The organism is Paracoccus sp. R86501 (genome assembly GCF_042466435.1).
Taxonomy (GTDB): domain Bacteria; phylum Pseudomonadota; class Alphaproteobacteria; order Rhodobacterales; family Rhodobacteraceae; genus Paracoccus.
This window is the reverse complement of record NZ_JAXHPZ010000001.1, coordinates 2179072-2196666: the sequence shown is the minus strand read 5'-3', so window position 1 is coordinate 2196666 and position 17595 is coordinate 2179072. Positions and strand designations below refer to the sequence as shown.

Here is a 17595-nt window from a genome sequence, read left to right as displayed (position 1 = left end):
AGTGCATGCAGCCCCACGATTGATTCATTTCAATCCAGCTTTTCAAGTGACGGGGTTTGTGTAACTGTCGCAGCGATGTTGCCGGAAACGGCAGCCTTCAATCGAAACGGAGCATGATCATGACCAAATTCGCTACTTTCGCTGCCGCCCTCGGCCTGACCGCAACCTCGGCTCTGGCCGGTGGTTACGTCGCACCCGTCGTCGAAGTTGAGCCCGTCGTTGTCGAAGAGCAAGCCGCTTCTTCGAACGCTGGCCTGGTTGTCCCCGCCCTGCTGCTGCTGGGCGTTATCGCTGCAGTCGCTTCGGACGACGACGACAGCTGATCTCGAAGCGGATCTTCCTGATCCGTTTCCAAAAGGGCTGGCCATTGGTCGGCCCTTTTTCTTTTGTCCGCAGCTCTGCTGGCCCAAGTTTGCGACTTGAACGTCACGATATGAAAAAGCCGGCCCCGCAGGGCCGGCTTTTCGCACGATACGGCTGGCGCGCTTAGGGGCGCAGCGTCTGCACGGTGATATAGCCCAGACCCGGACCGACCCATTGGCGCGACACGGGGATCTGCCCGCCCTGCACCATATAGCTGTTCTGGAACGTCAGGCCGTGGCCCGCGCAATCCTCGACCACGACGCCTGCGTTGGGACCGGGGCCGGTGGTGCAGTCGAACTGTAGCGGGCGTTCCAAACCGTCACCGCCCAGATACCGCATGACGCGCGTGCCACGCCCAGATTGGCCCGCGCGGATCAGGGCCTCGGTTCCCGGTTCGGCCACGGCCAGATCGCGGCCCAGGCCCTTGGTGCCGACCAGCATGCCGTCGCGCAGAATCACGGCCTCCTCGGCGGGGGTCATATAGGTCCGCATCGCGCCGTTCTGACCCGTCATCGCCAGAATCTGCGTGCGGCCCAGGCTTTCGAAGCCCACCTGGATCAGCGGGCCGGAATTGACGCGCAGCGCCTCGGCCGCGCGTTCCTGTGCGGTTTTCGCGGGCGCCGTCGGGGCCGGGTCAGCGGTGCGGGCGCTGACGGCCTGTTGCACGGTGCGCGCCAGAACCGAGGCCGGGGTCGATCCGCCCTCATCGGGTCCCTGATTGCTGCAGGCGGCCAGCGCGGCCAGCAGGGTCAGCGCCATAGCGCCATATGCCTTGTTCATCGCCAGAAGCTCCCCCAGCCTTGATAGAGTTTGACAGTCTGGCTGTCGCGGACCTTGTCATACAGACGGTCGTTAACCTCCAACCTTGCGCCGCCGTCGCGCGACAGGGACCGGATCGTGGTGCTGGCGCGGTCGCGGGTCGGCGTGCCGGTGGCCCAGCTGATCGGGATCGACAGGGTGATACCCTTGTCAAAGCTGCCCTCGCCGAATTCCTCGGCGCTGAGATCGGTCTTGGTGGCAAAAGCGCCGACGCGCCAGCCGTTCTCGAATTCGCGGGTCAGGCTGACGGTCGCGCCCTTGTCGCCCGCCAGATACTGGCCGACATCCAGTTGCGCCGTGAAGCCTTGGCTGAATTCGTAATAGGCCGAAACATGTCCGGTGGTGACTTCGTAATCGCGGAAGTCGAACAGCCCGTCGAAATCGCGTTTGCGGACGCGGTTCACCTCGGCCCCGAAGGCCAGGGGCGAATTTGCGGGCTTCCAAAGCACCTCGGCCGAAACACCGCCATAGGCCTGTTCCAGCAGGCCCACCGTCACGCGGCTGTACACCTGTTCGGTGGGGCGGGCGAACCATGCCAGCGTCAGTTCGGGAATGACCGGGCTGGTATTGCCCGAATACATCCGCGTGTCGGACCGCACGCGCGGCACGCCTTCGGGCGTGGTTTCAAGGCTAGGATCGGCCAGGTATTCCTCGGCGGTATAGTGATCGCCGCGAACGCCGCCGTTTTCGGATGCGGGGATACCAGGACCGCGTTGTTCCTTGTCACCGAAGGCGCGCTGCTTGATCGCGCCGGTCAGGACCAGCCCGGGGGTGATTTCATAACTCGCGCGGGCCTCGGCGCCGACTTCGTAACGCAGCGGCTCTTCGGGGTCGAAGAGGCCCAGATCCAGATAGGGTCCGACGCGCCAGCGGAAGCGCGGGAACAGGTCTTCGGTCATGGTCAGATCGCCCTGACGCAGCGGTGCGTCCGATAGGGCGCTGGCCGATGCGATCTTGCCGGCCTCGGTGTTTTCCAGACGTTCGACATCGGACCGCCGCAGCGTGACCGATGACGCCGCGACCCCGTCAGCGGAGGATGTGATGACGAAGGTTTCCACCGAGGGCGGCAGCGCCCGCGTCATCAGGCGCGCGGTGCGGCCGATGGCCTGCGCCTGCTGCACATAGCGCTGGTTGCGGATGCGAACCTCGGCGCGGGTGGGCGACAGGGCCATGCTTTCCAGCAGCTGGCCTTCACCGGCCAGCGCGTCCGACAGCGACTTCTGGATGGCGGGTTGCGCGGTCGGGTCCTGCGCCCATTGGCCGGACCAGCCTTCGGGATCGGCGTCGCGGGCAGGGCGCGGACGCACAGGTGCCGGGGCCTTTTCCAGACCCGAGGGATATGCGGATTCGCGCGGGTTCAGTGCCACGGTGAACTGGGCACCGACGGTCTCTCCACCGATGACATAGGCACCGACTTCGTAATTGCGACCGAACTTGTAGTTGGCGCCGAAGTTCAGGTTACCCGGTTCCTTGTCGCCCTGCTGGAAGGTGTTCAGATTGCCATTCCGCAGGCGATAGCTGCTGCGATAGACGTCGTTGGAATATTCCGCCGTGACGCTCAGCTTGTCGTTGACCTGCATGCTGACCGAGGCGAAGGGCTTGGCCCCGCCGCTGAACCAGTTTTCCACATTGGCCGTGCCGCCTTCCGAGGTGGCATCGATGACCCGCGGCTTGCCCGCCAGCGTTCCCCAGCCAAGGCCCGCGCTTGCACGGATGCGGGGGGTGATGTCGCGGGTGGCGACGATATATTCGCCCGAATAGACGCCGGTGCCCAGGAAATCCTGCACGCCGACCGAAACGGCGGGCCGCCAGCCGTCCTGATCGACCACCTGATAACGCAGGTCGAACGACCGGTCATAGATGAAGCCGTCATCGCGGTAATCGCTGATGCCCTCGACCCGGCTGTAACGCAGGGCGGCGGTCAGCTGCGGCAGCACCTGAAAGACCACGTTGGTGCGCAGCGCATAGTCGGATTTCGAGATGGTCGCCCCGAGGGTGCCCTCGGGCAGGGTCTCGGCGGTGGGGGTGTCGATCCCGCCCGGCATGCCATAGGTGGACATGTTTCGGGCCAGCATCGGATCGGCGATGGCATAGCCTGCACCGACCACAAGGGCCAGGGGCAGGGTGGTGGCCATCAGCTGGCTGGTCAGGCGCGAGCGGCGCATCGGCGTCATCCTTTCGGCGGGCGGGGCTTTCGACAGGTGGGGTGGCAAGTCGTATTGCAGATGTTGTCGGGGGACCGGCCCCCGGCAACGGTCGCGGCGCGCATCGACGCAAGGTTGCGTCATCGCGCCGCGACAGGTTCAGCCCGCAGCGGCGGGGGCGTCGGTCGTCGTTTCGGCAGCAGCTTCGGCAGGTTGCCCGACCGAGGCGCAGCCCTGCTGGGTCTTGCCACTGACCGTCAGGCGGGCCGTCAGCGGGTATTTCTGATCGGCCATCGTATCCTGACATTCGGTCGCCGTCATGTTCACCACGAAGGGCCGGTCGTTCAGAACGCCGACGTATTCCACGCCCCGGTCAAAGACCAGACGGTTGACCGAAATCTTGCGGCCCGACTGGTTTTCCGGCGTGCGATAGGTCGCGGTGTTGCCTGCGATCTCGACGTTCCAGAAGGGCTCGTTTCCGCGGGCGACGAAACTGGTGGCGCGATAGGTCAGCGGCTCGGCGGTGGGGATGGGCTTGCCGGGGGCGCCGGTCTCGATCGGCTGGACCAGCGGGGATACGGCGGGGGCGCGTGGCTTGGCGGGTTCCTCGGGCTCGGGTTCGGGCTGGTCAAGACCGATGTTGCGGCGCAGATCGGTCATGGTCTGCGTGTCGCAGGCCGTCAGGGGAAGGCTGATCAGCGCAAGAAGCGCAAGACGGATGGGCAGTTGGGGGAACATGGGGTTCTGGCCTTCTGGTTCGGTCTGGATCACTGTTCTTCCAGCGATACCAATCACGCGGCTGTGGGGCAAGCGTCACGCCCCCGCGCGGGCGGTCCCCCGCCTTTGCGGCAACACCCCCCGTCAGGCGGAAGGGTCGGTCGGGTTGACCAAACGATAATTCCCGTGCGGGCCATCCCCGAACAATGTGCGAATGCATGCCCAAACGGCCCCTGCGGCGCTGTCAGGCATTGATTTCCAACGAAAAGCGCGAAAGGGTCAAGTTGTTCATCTTGTCTTGCTTCAGGTCTTGCCAGTCATGTCACCATCAGTGGGTCAGGAACCACGCAGCCTTCCGCCGCAGTCCCGTTTCGCATGGGATGACGGCGCGATGGGGCGCGCCATCCGGAATTTCGACTGGTCACGCACCCCCCTTGGTCCGATCGAAGGCTGGTCGGTATCGCTTCTGAGTGCGGTGCGGATCCTGCTGGGGCAGCGACACGCCGCCTGCATGTTCTGGGGCCCCGAGCTGACGATGCTGTACAACGACGCCTATGCCCCCGCCCTGGGCAAGAAGGAATGGCACGCCCTGGGCCAGCCATTCCGCAGCATCTGGGCGGATGTCTGGGACGACGTCAAGCCGCTGGTGGATCAGGCGCTGTCGGGGCAGGGCACCTACAACGAGGAAATGCGTCTGATCATGACCCGCAACGGGTTCGACGAAGAGACGTATTGGACCTTTAGCTACAGCCCGCTGTTCGACGACCACGGCACCATTGCCGGGCTGATCAACATCACCGTCGATGTGACCGAGGTCGTGCAGGCCCGCCGCAACCAGCAGATCATGCAGCAGGAATTGCTGCACCGGATCAAGAACATCCTGTCGGTGACCTCGACCGTGGTATCGGCCAGCCTGCGCAACGCCACCTCGATCCAGGAGGCGCGCGACACGGTCGGCGCGCGCATCATGGCGCTGGCCCGCGCGCAGGGGCTGTTCACCGAACTGGGCGACAGTGCCGCGATCACCGAGGTCATGTCGCGGTCTTTGGGCGCGCATCTGGACGGCAGCGACCGCATCCGGCTGCAGGGGCCGCCGCTGCGGCTCAGTTCGCAGCAGGCGGTGGGGCTGTCGCTGGCGCTTTATGAACTGTCAACCAATGCGGCGAAATACGGGGCGCTGGCGGCCCCGCAGGGCGCGGTCGATCTGACGTGGTCGGTGCAGGGCGATGATTTCGCGCTGGATTGGCTGGAAACGGGCGGCGCCCCTGTTCAGCCCCCCGCGCGTGAGGGTTTCGGTTCGAAACTGGTCAACATGATCGTCCCCGCATACTTCGAGGGCGAGGGCGAGGCCACCTATGACCCCGCCGGCCTGCATTACCGCCTGCGCGGCAAGTTGAGCGCCTAGCAGTTCGGCACGTTCACGGCCAAACCGCCAAGCGAGGTTTCCTTGTACTTGTCGGACATGTCGCGGCCGGTCTGGCGCATCGTCTCTATCGCCACGTCCAGCGACACGATGTGGTGACCGTCGCCTCGCATCGCCAGGCTTGCGGCGCTGACGGCCTTGATGGCGCCCAGCCCGTTCCGTTCGATGCACGGAACCTGCACCAGCCCGGCCACCGGATCGCAGGTCATGCCAAGGTGATGTTCCAGCGCGATTTCAGCGGCATTTTCGATCTGGCGGGGGGTGCCGCCAAGAACGGCAGCCAGACCGGCGGCGGCCATGGCCGATGCCGATCCGACCTCGGCCTGACAGCCGCATTCCGCACCCGAGATCGAGGCGTTGTGCTTGACCAGCCCGCCCACCGCCGCCGCCGTCAGCAGGAAATCGGGCAGTGCGCGTTCGGATGCTCCCGGCACATGGTCCAACCAATAGCGGATGACGGCAGGCATGGTGCCCGCCGCGCCATTGGTGGGCGCAGTGACGACCTGACCACCGGCGGCGTTCTCCTCATTCACCGCCATGGCATAGGTCAACATCCAGTCGTTGATGATATGCGGCGCGGTCATGTTCAGCCCGCGTTCGGCCAGCAGCTTTTCATGGATGGCCTTGGCGCGGCGGCGCACCTTCAGCCCGCCGGGCAGGATGCCATCGGTTGTCAGCCCACGGTCCATGCAATCGCGCATCACCTGCCAGATCCCCATCAAGCCGTCGTGCAGTTCGGGGCGTGACCGGAAGCACAGCTCGTTTTCCTCTTTCATGCGGGCGATGGATTTGCCCGAGGTCTCGGCCATCGTCAGCATCTGATCGGCGGTGGCAAAGGGCCATGGCACGCTGGCGCTGGCGTCGCTGCGGCCTTCGGTGTGGCGACGCTCCAGCTCTTCCTCGGTCATGACGAAGCCGCCGCCGATCGAGTAATAGACGTGGTGGAAGATCACGTCCCCCTGCGCATCGGTCGCCGACAGGGTCATGCCATTGGCATGCCCCGGCAGCACGGTCTCATAGTCGAAGCGCAGGTCGGTGTCGGGATCGAATTCCAGCGCCTCTAGCCGGGGCGGGGTGATCTGTCAACTGTCGCGGATCTGCCGCAGGGTCCTTTCGGCGGCTTCGGGGTCCATGGTTGCGGGGGTAAAGCCCGCCAGCCCCAGAATTGTGGCGCGGTCGGTGGCATGGCCCTTGCCGGTAAAGGCAAGGCTGCCGTGCAGGCTGGCGCGCAGCCCATTTGCCTTGAAGGGTTGCAGTCGCAGCGCGTCCAGAAAGCGCGATGCCGCCACCATCGGCCCCATCGTGTGGGACGATGACGGGCCGACCCCCACCTTCAACAGATCGAACACCGACAGAAACATGAAAGCCCCCTTGCATTTGCCGCCCCATCTAAGCAGGACAGCGCCCAGCCTGCCATGTCTGGACGCGACCTTTTCACGGTCCGGTTGCGACATGCCCGCCCTGTCCCGCATGGCGCGGTATATGGTTAAAATCATAGCAACATGCTAATCAATTAGGCAATAAGGGGCCGCCTGCGAAATGGGCAGGGCAGGGGTCCGCTGCCCTTCTTGCAGGCGGCCCGCCATCGGTAAAGGAACAGGATATGGATTTGCCAGACCCGATCATTCTTGGCGATACGCGCCTTGGGCCCCCGGTTTTTCTGGCCCCGATGGCCGGAATCACCGACGTTCCCTTCCGGCGGGCGGTCGCGCGCTTTGGTGCCGGGCTGCTGGTCAGCGAAATGGTCGCTTCATCCGAGATGGTGACGAAACAGCCGTCGAACCGGGCATCGGTGCGCGCCAAGGCCCTGACCGAGGGCGCGCTGCCCGTCAGCGTGCAGATCGCCGGACGCGAGCCCGGCCCCATGGCCGAAACCGCGCGTATCGTCGAAGGCATGGGTGCGCGTGTCATCGACATCAACATGGGCTGCCCCGCCAAGAAGGTGACGGGTGGTCTGTCGGGCGCGGCATTGATGCGCGATCTGGATCTGGCGTTGTCGCTTATCGACGCGGTGGTGGGCGCGGTCGATGTGCCTGTGACGCTGAAGATGCGGCTGGGCTGGGATGACGACTGCCTGAACGCGGCGGACTTGTCGGCGCGGGCACGCGATGCCGGTGTCGCCATGCTGACGGTGCATGGTCGTACGCGGGCGCAGTTCTACAAGGGTCGCGCCGACTGGACCGCTATCCGCGCCGTGGCCGATCTGCCGGGCCGTCCGTCGCTGGTCGCCAACGGGGATGTGGTCGATGCCGAAACTGCGCGTCAGGCGCTGGCGCAATCGGGGGGCGAGGCTGTGATGGTCGGGCGTGGCGCCCAAGGTGCGCCGTGGCGGCTGGCGCAGATCGCGCATCAGCTGTGGGGTATGCCCGCGCCGGTCATTCCGCGCGGTCAGGATTTGGCTGATCTGGTGCAGGAACATTACGAGGACATGATGGATTTCTATGGCCCCGAACTGGGCCTGCGCGTCGCCCGCAAGCATCTGGGCTGGTATGCCGACGCCAATGATGCACCTCTGCGCGCCCAGATGCTGCGCGCCGAAACCCCCGCCGCCACTATCGCGCTGATCCGGCAGGCCTTTGCCGACGCCCCCGGCGATCTTGCAGGACAGGTGGCCGCATGACCCAACGCCCCAGGGATTTCGTCGATGCGATGACCGGCCCCGGGCTGGATGCGCTGCCGATGCCGGCGCTGATCCTTGATGCGCAGGGCCGCGTGGCGGCCATGAACAACTCGGCGGAAATCTGGCTGAACATGTCGCGCACCTCGACGCTGGGCAAGGCGCTGGACGGCGACGACATGGCAACCCGCCTGCGCATCGCGCCCAGCCTGCGCCCGCTGATGGGCCGCGTGCTGGCCAGCGACGAGGCGCTCTATCAGAACGCCGTCCGCTTCGAGATCGGCGACCGCGCGGGCGGCCATCAGGCCCGCCGCGCTGCCGTTCATGCCGCCCCCGCGCCGGAAACAGGTGGCGCGGTGATCTTCCTGATCGTGCCGCAGGATGACGACAGTCTGCATCAAAGCCGCAGCGTCCGCAGTGCCGCGCGCAGTGCCATCGGCATGTCGGAAATGCTGGCCCATGAGATCAAGAACCCGCTGGCGGGCATCCGCGGTGCCGCACAGTTGATGGCAATGAACGCGACCCCCGAGGACCGCGAGATGGCCGAGATGATTGTCAGTGAATCCCGCCGGATTGTGGCGCTGCTGGAACAGGTGGAGCGCTTCGGCGACACCTCGGCGCCCAAGCTGGCGGCGCTGAATGTCCATGACGTGCTGGAGCAGGTGCGCCGGTCCTCGGCGGTGGGTTTCGGGCGCGAGGTGGCGATCGTGACCGATTACGACCCGTCCTTACCGCCGGCGATGGCGGATGCCGACCAGCTGACGCAGGTGTGCCTGAACCTGGTCAAGAACGCCTCCGAGGCGCTGGCAGGCAAAGCGGGCGGGACGATCAAGCTGCGCAGCTTTTACGACCACACCCTGCGCCTGCCCCCCGATGATGCCGATCCCACGGGCCGCCCGCTGCCCCTGCAGATCGAGATCGAGGATAACGGCCCCGGCTTTCCAGACAATATCGCCGACCAGGTGTTCGAGCCCTTCGTATCGGGCCGTGAAAACGGCACCGGTCTGGGGCTGGCGCTGGTTAGCAAGATCATCACCGACCATGGCGCGCTGATCCGCGTGGACAGCCGCCCCGGTCGCACCGTGTTTCGCATATCACTGCCCAAGGCATAAGGACCGACCCCATGGACGGAACCGTTCTGATCGCTGACGATGACCGCACCATCCGCACCGTGCTGACGCAGGCGCTGACCCGCGCGGGGTGCCGGGTCCACGCAACCGGTAGCCTGGCGCAGCTGGCCAAATGGGTCGAGGAAGGCCGCGGCGATCTGGTCATCACCGACGTGATGATGCCCGACGGCAACGGCATCGACCGCATCCCCGCCATCCGCGAGGCGCGGCCCGATCTGCCGGTCATCGTGATCTCGGCCCAGAACACCATCGTGACGGCCATCCGCGCGACCGAGGCAGAAGCCTTCGAATACCTGCCCAAGCCCTTCGATCTGCCGGATCTGATGAGCAAGGCCAATCAGGCCCTGTCGCGCCGCCCACGCAAATCCGACCCGATCCCCGAGGCGCTCTCGGTCCCGCGCGAGGCTGCCGATCCCGCCATGCCGCTGATCGGGCATGCGCCCTCCATGCAGGCGCTGTTCCGCATGGTGGCGCGGGTTCTGAACGCCGATCTGCCGGTGATCATCGCGGGCGAGGCGGGCGTCGGCAAGACCACCATCGCCCGGTCCTTCCACGATCTGTCGGACCGTCGCGACCGGGGTCTGGCGATCCTGACCTCATCCGACGCCAGCGAGGATGCGATCAACCGCGCCGCCGACAAGGCCCGTGGCGGCACCATCATCATCGAGAACCCCGCGGGCTTCGATCCCGCCGCACAGGCCCGCCTGATCGGCATGATCGAGGTGCTGGAATCCGGTCCCGACCGCGCCAGCGCCCCGCGCATCGTCACCACCACCGGCCCCGATCCGCAGGCGGATGTCAGCAACGGGCGGCTGCGGTCGGACCTCTATTACCGTCTGGCGGGCGTTACGGTCAGTGTGCCGCCGCTGCGGGCGCGGGTGGACGACATCCTGCCGCTGGCGGCGCATCTGCTGGCACGGGCCGCCGCGCAGGGGTTGCCGGAACGCGATCTGGCCGATGACGCTGCGGCGGCGCTGCGGGCGCATCCCTTTCCGGGCAACGTGCGCGAGCTGGAGAACATGATGCGCAGGCTGGCGCTGACCGCCAGCGGCGCAACCATCAGCAATTCGGAAATGCGCGAGGCGCTGTCCCAGCAGTCGGGCAACCGCCAGACCGCTGCGGCCCCCGTCAGCATGGCGGCGCCCATGGCTGCGGAACCCGCCAGCACCGCCCCGACGACCCAAGGCAATTCGCGGCTGTCGGATTCGGTCGAGGCGCATCTGCAGCGTTACTTCGACCTGCATGGCGATGCGCTGCCGCCTCCGGGCCTGTATGACCGCATCCTGCGCGAGGTCGAGCGGCCGCTGCTGCAGGTGGCGCTGGATGCGACCGGTGGCAATCAGCTGCGTTGTGCCGATCTTCTGGGGATCAACCGCAATACGTTGCGCAAGAAACTGACCGAGCTGAATATCGAGGTGACACGGCGCCGCAAACTGATGTAAAACCGCCACAGGGCGCAGCGACAAGGTCACGCGCTGCCCGCCAATGAAAGCCGCGCAGACGGCGAGTGGGGGTTATGACAGGCCTGGCGACAGGGCTCAGCTGGGACAAGCTGGCCCGTATCCGAATGCCGCGACAATGGCGCGGGCTGCTGACCTGGGGCATCGTGCTTTCGGGCGTGGCGCTGGCCGTTGCGACATTCGCGGTCATGGGTCCCTTCGGGCGCGGGATGCAGGGGGAAACCCTGCGGCTGGTGCTGTTGGCGGACCTTGCCTATCTGCTGGTTCTGATCGGTTTCATCGTCGCGCGGATGGCGCGCCTGATCGCCGCACGCCGACGTGCAGGCCCTGCATCCAAGCTGCATGGTCGTCTGGTCCTGATCTTTGGCGGGCTGGCGCTGGTGCCGACGGTGCTGGTCGCGCTGTTCGCCGGGTTTCTGGTCAATATCGGGCTGGAGGGCTGGTTTTCCGACCGGGTCCAGCAGGTCGTCACCACATCGCAGGCCGCAGCCGAGGCCTATCAGGCCGAGCATCGCAGTGACCTGTCCCAGGACGCCCGCGCGCTGGCCAACATCCTGACGCAGGCCGGACGTGCCAATCCGCTGATCGAAGATGGAGAGATGCGCCAGCTGTTGGCCCAAGGTCAGGGCCTGATCCAGCGCGGGTTGCGCGAAGCCTATATCATCAACGGCAACGCCGAGATCCGCGCCCGTGGCGAACGCAGCTATCTGTTCTGGTACGAGGCGCCCACCAGCGATCAGTTGGACCTTGCCCAGACCGAAGGCCTGACCCTGATCGAGGATTGGGACAACGATGAATTCCGCGCGCTGGTGGCGTTGCCGCCGCTGGCCGACCGCTATCTCTATGTGACGCGCGATGTCGATGGCAGCCTTCTGGGCCTGCTGGACGACACCCGCGCCACCGTTGGCGACTATCGCCAGCTGGAGGAGATGCGATCGCAGGTGCTGCTGGAATTTTCGCTGGTTTATCTGGGCTTTGCGCTGTTGTTGGTGGCGGCGGCGATCTGGCTGGGCCTTTGGTTCGCCAGCCGTTTGTCGCGCCCCATCGGGCTGCTGGCACGGGCCAGCGAACAGGTGGGACGGGGCGATCTGGACCTGCAGATCCCCGAACCTAAGACCGGCGACGAAATCCAGACCCTCGGGCGGTCCTTTAACCGCATGACCCGTCAGTTGAAGACCCAACGCGAAGAGCTGATCGAAAGCTATCGCGTCAGCGACGAACAGCGGCGTTTGTTCGACAACGTGCTGACCTCGGTCACCTCGGGGGTCATCGGACTGGATGCGGCGGGGGAAATCGACTTCGTGAACCGGTCCGCCAGCCGGTTGCTGGGTCTGGACGCCAAGGGCGATATCGACGCGCTGCTGTCGCAGGCGGTGCCGGAATTCGCGCCGTTGTTCGAACGCCTGTCGGGATCGGTCGCCGAAACCATTCAGGACGAGGTCCGCATCCTCCGCGAAGGCCGCGCCGAAAGTCTGCTGGTCCGCATGGCCGTGCGCCGCAACGCCGAAGGCGCGCTGGAGGGGTTCGTGGTGGCCTTCGACGACGTGACCGAACTGGTCAGCGCGCAGCGCATGGCCGCATGGGGCGATGTCGCGCGTCGTGTCGCCCATGAAATCAAGAACCCGCTGACCCCCATCCAGCTGTCGGCCGAACGCCTGCGCCGCAAGTTCGGCCCGCTGGCACCCGAATCCGAACGCGCGGCGCTGGAACAATATACCGATGTGATCATCCGTCAGACGGGCGACCTGCGCCGGATCGTCGATGAATTCAGCCGCTTTGCCCGCATGCCCGAACCCGACCGCGCCGAAACCGATATGGCAGCTTTGCTGCGCGACGTGGTCCTGTTGCAGCAGGATGCGCTGAACGACGCGCTGATCGTCGATATCCCGACGGATCCCGTCATCGTGGATTGCGACGGCGGCATGCTGCGCCAGGCGCTGACCAATCTGCTGAAGAACGCGGGCGAAGCGGTCGAGGAACGCGCCGCCTCGGATCAGGACTTCCAGCCGCGCGTCAGCGTCCAGATGGAGGTGCAGCCCGATCTGGTCTGCATCCGCATCACCGATAACGGCTTGGGCCTGCCCGCCGATCGGTCGCGGCTGTTCGAACCCTATGTCACGATGAAAAGTCAGGGCACCGGCCTTGGTCTGCCCATCGTCAAGAAGATCGTCGAGGAGCATGGCGGCAGCCTGTCCCTGACGGATGCGCCCGACAGGCCGGGCGCCATGGCCGAGATCCGGCTGCCACGGGAGCGGCACCCTATGCGCGCGCCCCAACGCAAGAGCAGACAAGAAAAAGACGAGGCGACACTATGAGCGATATTCTGATCGTCGATGACGAACGGGACATCCGCGAGCTGATCGCGGACATCCTGAAGGACGAAGGCTTCGACACCCGTCTGGCCGCCAATTCCGACGACGCGGTGGCGGCGCTGAACGAACGCGAACCCTCGCTGATGATTCTGGACATCTGGCTGAAGGACAGCCGCATGGACGGGATCGACATCCTGAAACAGGTCAAGCGCAACAATCCCGACGTGCCGGTGATCATCATTTCCGGCCATGGCAACATCGAGATCGCGGTCGCTGCCATCAAGCAGGGGGCATATGACTTCATCGAAAAGCCCTTCAACATCGACCAGCTGATGGTGGTCATCAACCGCGCGATGGAAACCAGCCGCTTGCGCCGTGAAAACAGCACCCTGCGGCGTGGTGGCGACAAGGCGACGGAAATGCTGGGCCATTCGGTCGCCTTCAAGCGGCTGCGCGACGGGCTGGACAAGGTCGCGCGGTCCAATGGGCGCGTGATGCTGGCGGGGGAACCCGGCACCGGCAAGGAAATGGCCGCGCGCTATATCCACGCCCACAGCCCGCGGGCGTCGGCACCCTTCATCACCGTCCCCTGCGCCACGATCGAGCCCGAACGCATGGAAGAAGTTTTGTTCGGTCGCGAAACGCCCGAACGCGGCATCGAGCCGGGCCTGTTGGAGCAGGCGCATGGCGGCATCATCTATTTCGACGAAGTGGGCGACATGCCATTGGGCACTCAGCCCAAGATCCTGCGGGTGCTGACCGAACAGCAATTCGTGCGGGCAGGGGGCGCCGACCGCGTGCGTGTCGATCTGCGCGTCCTGTCATCCACCAACCGCGATCTGGTCGCGGAAATTGCCGCGGGCCGTTTCCGTCAGGAATTGTTCGACCGGCTGAACGTGGTGCCGCTGGCCGTGCCATCGCTGGCCGACCGGCGTGATGACATCGCGCTGCTGGCGGAACATTTCATCCAGCATTTCCACAAGACCCAAGGCCTGCCCCCGCGCGAGCTGCCCGAGGACACGGTCGCGGCGCTGCAATCGATGCGCTGGCCGGGCAACATCCGCCAGCTGCGCAACGTCATCGAACGCGTGCTGATCCTGGCCGAGGAAACCGGCCCGATCCAGCCCTCGGAACTGGAACCCCAAGGCGCGACCCCCGACAACGCCGAGGCCCTCAGCCTTGGTCCGCAGGTCACAGCCATGGCCCTGCGCGAGGCGCGCGAGATGTTTGAACGCGAATATCTGGTGGCCCAGATCAACCGTTTTGGCGGCAACATCAGCCGCACCGCCCAATTCGTGGGCATGGAGCGCAGCGCCCTGCATCGCAAGCTGAAATCACTGGGCGTCGTCGGCGGCATGCGCAGCGATGAGGACATGGTGCTGGGCAAGTAAGCGCCGCAGGGCGCTTGCGCGTGTCAGCGCCCCGGCATAGGCAAGGAATGCGTCCACCGGTCGGGCGCGGACGGCAAGAGGGCTGTGGATGAAGATCATCATTTGCGGGGCCGGGCAGGTCGGCTGGCAGATCGCCCGCCATCTGTCGGGGGAACGAAACGATGTCACGGTCATCGACAACAACCCCGACCTGATCCGCCGAGCCACCGATGCGCTGGACGTGCAGGGCGTCACGGGCTTTGGCAGCCATCCCGACGTGCTGGACCGTGCGGGCGCACGCGATGCCGATCTGATCATTGCCGCCACCCATTCCGACGAGGTGAACATGGTCACCTGTCAGGTGGCGCATTCGGTCTTTCAGGTGCCGCGCAAGATCGCGCGCCTGCGGTCGGGGGCCTATCTGGACGCGATCTATTCCGACCTTTACCGCACCGAGCATCTGCCCATCGACGTGGTCATCAGCCCCGAACGAGAGGTCGCGCTGGCTGCGTTGCAGCGCCTGTCCGCGCCCTCGACCTTCGATGTCGAGACTTTCATGGACGACAAGATCCACATGTTGGGGATCGATCTGGAACCGGACTGCCCGGCGCTGAACACGCCATTGCGGCAGCTGACCGAACTATTTTCCAGCCTGCGCGCCATTGTCGCCGGTGTCCGCCGCGAAGGCCGCCTGTTCGCCCCCGAGGCGGGCGACCAGCTGTTCGCGGGCGACCAGATCTATGTCTTCAGCCATGTCGATGACGTGCCGCGCACGCTTGATATCTTCGGCAAGCCTCCGCAGAAACAGGAACGCGTCACCATCATCGGTGCGGGCAACGTCGGTCTGGCCGTGGCGCAGACGCTGGAAAACCGCCCCGACCGCATCCGCGCCAAGCTGATCGAACGCGACCGCGCCCGTGCCGAATTCGCCGCCGACCGGCTGGAACGCACCATCGTGCTGAACGGCGACGGCCTGTCGGCAGAACTGCTGGACGAGGCGGGCGTGCCGCAGGCCGATGCCGTGCTGGCCGTGACCGATGACGACAAGACCAACATCCTGGCATCCGTGCGTGCCAAGCAGGCCGGGGCCAAGATGGCCATCGCGCTGATCAACGACCCGACGCTGGTGCCCCTGATGGGGGCGCTGGACATCGACGCCTATATCAACCCGCGCGCGACGACCGTGTCCACCATCCTGCGCCACATCCGCCACGGGCGGGTGCGCGACATCTATTCCATCGGCGATGCCGAGGCCGAGGTGATGGAGGCGCAGGTCCTCTCCACCAGCCCCATGTCGGGCCGCGCCATCCGCGACATCGAATTCCCCGAAGGTGCCCTGCTGGGTGCCGTGCGCAAGGGCGACAAGGTCATCAAGCCCATGGCCGACACAAGGATCGAGGAAGGCGACATCGTCCTGATCTTCGCCCTGACCAAGGACGTCCACGAGGTCGAGCGTCTGCTGCAAGTCTCGATCGACTTCTTCTAGGGGCGCGCGATGATCCGCATCCTACAACGCCTGCCGCTGCTGGTCCTGCTAAGCGGGATCGTCGCGCTGACGATGCTGGTCCCCGCCTCCTTCGCATCGGTCCGCAACGAGGACGTCATCGCCCGCACGTTCTTTTATGCGGCGCTGTTCATCCTGACCTTCTGCGGGTTGATCGGGCTGGCCACCCATGCGAACCCCCGACCCCAGAGATCGCGCGAAACGCTGCTGACCATGCTGGGGGTCTTTGGCCTGCTGCCTTTGCTGATGGCGCTGCCCTTTGCCGAAAGCCTGCCTGATACCGGCTTTTTCAACGCCTGGTGGGAGATGGTGTCCTCGCTGACGACGACGGGGGCCTCGCTCTATTCGGCCGATCTACTGCCCGCACCCCTGCATCTGTGGCGGTCACTGGTGGGCTGGATGGGCGGGTTCTTCGTGCTGATCTCGGCGGTGGCTATCCTGGCGCCGCTGCGTGTGGGCGGGTTCGAGATCATGTCCAGCCCCTATGGCCGCGACGAACATGTCCAGAAACTGCCGCGATCTGCCGATCCGCGCCAGCCGGTCTCGCATCTGTCCGATCCGCGCCACGACAGTCGCACCTCGGACCCTGGTGTCCGCCTGATGCGGGCGGCAAGGCTGGTGGGGCCGGTCTATGTCGTGCTGACGCTGATCCTGTGGATCGGCTTGCTGCTGCTGGGCGATCCGTCGTTCCTGGCGCTGACGCGGGCGATGGGAACGCTGTCCACATCGGGCATTTCCCCCGTCATCGGCCAGACCGGAGAGATTTCGGGCGTCGCGGGCGAGATGCTGATCTTCGTCTTCCTGATCCCCGCCCTGTCGCGCCGCTTCTGGCCCGGAGGCAGCGAATTGCGCGCCACCGAACGCCTGCGCGAAGACCCCGAGTTGCAGATGGCGGTGGCGATGGTGCTGCTGGTCAGCGCCGTCCTGTTCCTGCGCCACTTCCTGGGGGCGATTGACGTGGCCAGCACCGGTCCCAAGATGCCGCTGATGCTGCGCGATCTGGGCAACGGCCTGTCGGCGCTGTGGGGGGTGATGTTCAACGCGCTCAGCTATCTGACGACGACGGGATGGAATTCCGTCGACTGGCAGGGGGCACGGGCATGGTCGGGACTGGGCGCGCCGGGCCTGATCCTTGCGGGGCTGGCGATGATGGGCGGCGGCATCGCCACCACGGCGGGGGGCGTCAAGCTGCTGCGGGTCTATGCCCTGGCCCGCCACGGAGAGCGCGAGATGGAGCGGATCATCCACCCAAGCAGCGTCTCGGGCGGGGGGCGGATCGCGCGGCGTCTGCGGCGCGAGGGGGCCTATCTGGCCTTCATCTTCTTCATGCTGTTCGCCATGTCGATCGCCGCGGTCGTCACCCTGGTTTCGATCTATGCCATCGAATTCGAGACGGCGACTATCCTTTCAATCGCCGCGCTGACGAACACCGGACCCCTTGCGGGCGCCATTCCCCTGACCCCCGCCTTCGAGGCCAGCGCCGGCATCGCATCCGCCCCGTGGGAGGGTTGGTCGGGCCTGCCGGCCTTCACGAAGGTGGTCCTGGCCTTCGCCATGATCCTTGGCCGCATCGAGACATTGGCCGTCCTTGCGCTGTTTTCCCCGGAATTCTGGCGTCGCTGATCACGGGTGTTGCCTAAATGTTGACCCCATGGGCTGCCGGATGGGCGCGCGCTTGCATGGCCATCGGCAACTCCTTAGATGTTGTCGGGACGGGGAACAGTGAAAAACGGAAT

The 17595-nt window shown here is 65.6% G+C and carries 12 protein-coding genes and 1 pseudogene; 9 read left to right on the top strand and 4 right to left on the bottom strand.

Annotation, left to right across the window (positions count from 1 at the left end):
• The first annotated feature begins 119 nt into the window (after positions 1-119).
• Positions 120-323, top strand: a complete 204-nt coding sequence (locus SJY40_RS10650) for a hypothetical protein (RefSeq protein ID WP_028725626.1) — start codon at positions 120-122, stop codon at positions 321-323.
• 163 nt (positions 324-486) lie between these two features.
• Here SJY40_RS10650 and SJY40_RS10645 read toward each other — a convergent pair whose 3' ends face one another.
• The 3 genes from SJY40_RS10645 to SJY40_RS10635 form a co-directional block, all read right to left on the bottom strand.
• Positions 487-1143, bottom strand: a complete 657-nt coding sequence (locus SJY40_RS10645) for a YjbF family lipoprotein (protein WP_378946077.1) — start codon at positions 1141-1143, stop codon at positions 487-489.
• Complete coding sequence (locus SJY40_RS10640) at positions 1140-3347, bottom strand: YjbH domain-containing protein (protein WP_378946074.1); 2208 nt, start codon at positions 3345-3347, stop codon at positions 1140-1142. The genes SJY40_RS10645 and SJY40_RS10640 overlap by 4 nt, the downstream gene beginning before the upstream one ends.
• 138 nt (positions 3348-3485) lie before the next feature.
• Positions 3486-4064: a COG3650 family protein gene (locus SJY40_RS10635; protein WP_378946072.1), complete on the bottom strand. Its 579-nt coding sequence runs from the start codon at positions 4062-4064 to the stop codon at positions 3486-3488.
• 298 nt (positions 4065-4362) lie between these two features.
• Between SJY40_RS10635 and SJY40_RS10630 the strand changes: the two genes are divergently transcribed.
• Positions 4363-5448: a sensor histidine kinase gene (locus SJY40_RS10630; protein ID WP_378946069.1), complete on the top strand. Its 1086-nt coding sequence runs from the start codon at positions 4363-4365 to the stop codon at positions 5446-5448.
• Here the strand turns inward: SJY40_RS10630 and SJY40_RS10625 are convergent.
• Positions 5445-6827 (bottom strand): annotated as a pseudogene (locus SJY40_RS10625) (L-serine ammonia-lyase). The gene SJY40_RS10630 and the pseudogene SJY40_RS10625 overlap by 4 nt on opposite strands.
• Before the next feature lie 242 nt (positions 6828-7069).
• Between SJY40_RS10625 and dusB the strand changes: the two are divergent.
• The 7 genes from dusB (at position 7070) to SJY40_RS10590 (ending at position 17482) form a co-directional block, all read left to right on the top strand.
• The gene (dusB, locus tag SJY40_RS10620; RefSeq protein WP_378946066.1) at positions 7070-8086 is read left to right on the top strand and encodes a tRNA dihydrouridine synthase DusB; all 1017 of its coding nucleotides are present in this window, start codon (positions 7070-7072) and stop codon (positions 8084-8086) included.
• The gene (locus tag SJY40_RS10615) at positions 8083-9195 is read left to right on the top strand and encodes a nitrogen regulation protein NR(II) (protein ID WP_378946063.1); all 1113 of its coding nucleotides are present in this window, start codon (positions 8083-8085) and stop codon (positions 9193-9195) included. The genes dusB and SJY40_RS10615 overlap by 4 nt, the downstream gene beginning before the upstream one ends.
• Before the next feature lie 11 nt (positions 9196-9206).
• Positions 9207-10655, top strand: coding sequence for a response regulator (locus SJY40_RS10610; RefSeq protein ID WP_378946061.1), 1449 nt, complete (start codon positions 9207-9209; stop codon positions 10653-10655).
• Positions 10656-10729: 74 nt separating this feature from the next.
• Complete coding sequence (locus SJY40_RS10605; RefSeq protein ID WP_378946058.1) at positions 10730-12988, top strand: ATP-binding protein; 2259 nt, start codon at positions 10730-10732, stop codon at positions 12986-12988.
• Positions 12985-14376 (top strand): sigma-54-dependent transcriptional regulator, encoded by a 1392-nt coding sequence (locus tag SJY40_RS10600; protein ID WP_378946055.1) that lies wholly within the window; start codon positions 12985-12987, stop codon positions 14374-14376. Before SJY40_RS10605 ends, SJY40_RS10600 begins: the two co-directional genes overlap by 4 nt.
• 88 nt (positions 14377-14464) lie before the next feature.
• Entirely contained in the window at positions 14465-15841 is a 1377-nt protein-coding gene (trkA, locus tag SJY40_RS10595; RefSeq protein ID WP_378946052.1) for a Trk system potassium transporter TrkA, read from the top strand.
• A 9-nt stretch (positions 15842-15850) separates the two neighbouring features.
• A complete protein-coding gene (locus tag SJY40_RS10590; RefSeq protein ID WP_378946049.1) occupies positions 15851-17482 on the top strand; it encodes a TrkH family potassium uptake protein in 1632 nt (543 codons plus the stop codon).
• The last annotated feature ends 113 nt before the right edge of the window (positions 17483-17595 follow it).

What these genes read in the sequence shown, in the direction of transcription:
- SJY40_RS10650 (WP_028725626.1), top strand. Translation starts at nt 120, where the DNA reads ATGACCAAATTCGCTACTTTCGCTGCCGCCCTCGGCCTGACCGCAACC.
- SJY40_RS10645 (WP_378946077.1), bottom strand. Translation starts at nt 1,143, where the DNA reads ATGAACAAGGCATATGGCGCTATGGCGCTGACCCTGCTGGCCGCGCTG.
- SJY40_RS10640 (WP_378946074.1), bottom strand. Translation starts at nt 3,347, where the DNA reads ATGCGCCGCTCGCGCCTGACCAGCCAGCTGATGGCCACCACCCTGCCC.
- SJY40_RS10635 (WP_378946072.1), bottom strand. Translation starts at nt 4,064, where the DNA reads ATGTTCCCCCAACTGCCCATCCGTCTTGCGCTTCTTGCGCTGATCAGC.
- SJY40_RS10630 (WP_378946069.1), top strand. Translation starts at nt 4,363, where the DNA reads ATGTCACCATCAGTGGGTCAGGAACCACGCAGCCTTCCGCCGCAGTCC.
- dusB (WP_378946066.1), top strand. Translation starts at nt 7,070, where the DNA reads ATGGATTTGCCAGACCCGATCATTCTTGGCGATACGCGCCTTGGGCCC.
- SJY40_RS10615 (WP_378946063.1), top strand. Translation starts at nt 8,083, where the DNA reads ATGACCCAACGCCCCAGGGATTTCGTCGATGCGATGACCGGCCCCGGG.
- SJY40_RS10610 (WP_378946061.1), top strand. Translation starts at nt 9,207, where the DNA reads ATGGACGGAACCGTTCTGATCGCTGACGATGACCGCACCATCCGCACC.
- SJY40_RS10605 (WP_378946058.1), top strand. Translation starts at nt 10,730, where the DNA reads ATGACAGGCCTGGCGACAGGGCTCAGCTGGGACAAGCTGGCCCGTATC.
- SJY40_RS10600 (WP_378946055.1), top strand. Translation starts at nt 12,985, where the DNA reads ATGAGCGATATTCTGATCGTCGATGACGAACGGGACATCCGCGAGCTG.
- trkA (WP_378946052.1), top strand. Translation starts at nt 14,465, where the DNA reads ATGAAGATCATCATTTGCGGGGCCGGGCAGGTCGGCTGGCAGATCGCC.
- SJY40_RS10590 (WP_378946049.1), top strand. Translation starts at nt 15,851, where the DNA reads ATGATCCGCATCCTACAACGCCTGCCGCTGCTGGTCCTGCTAAGCGGG.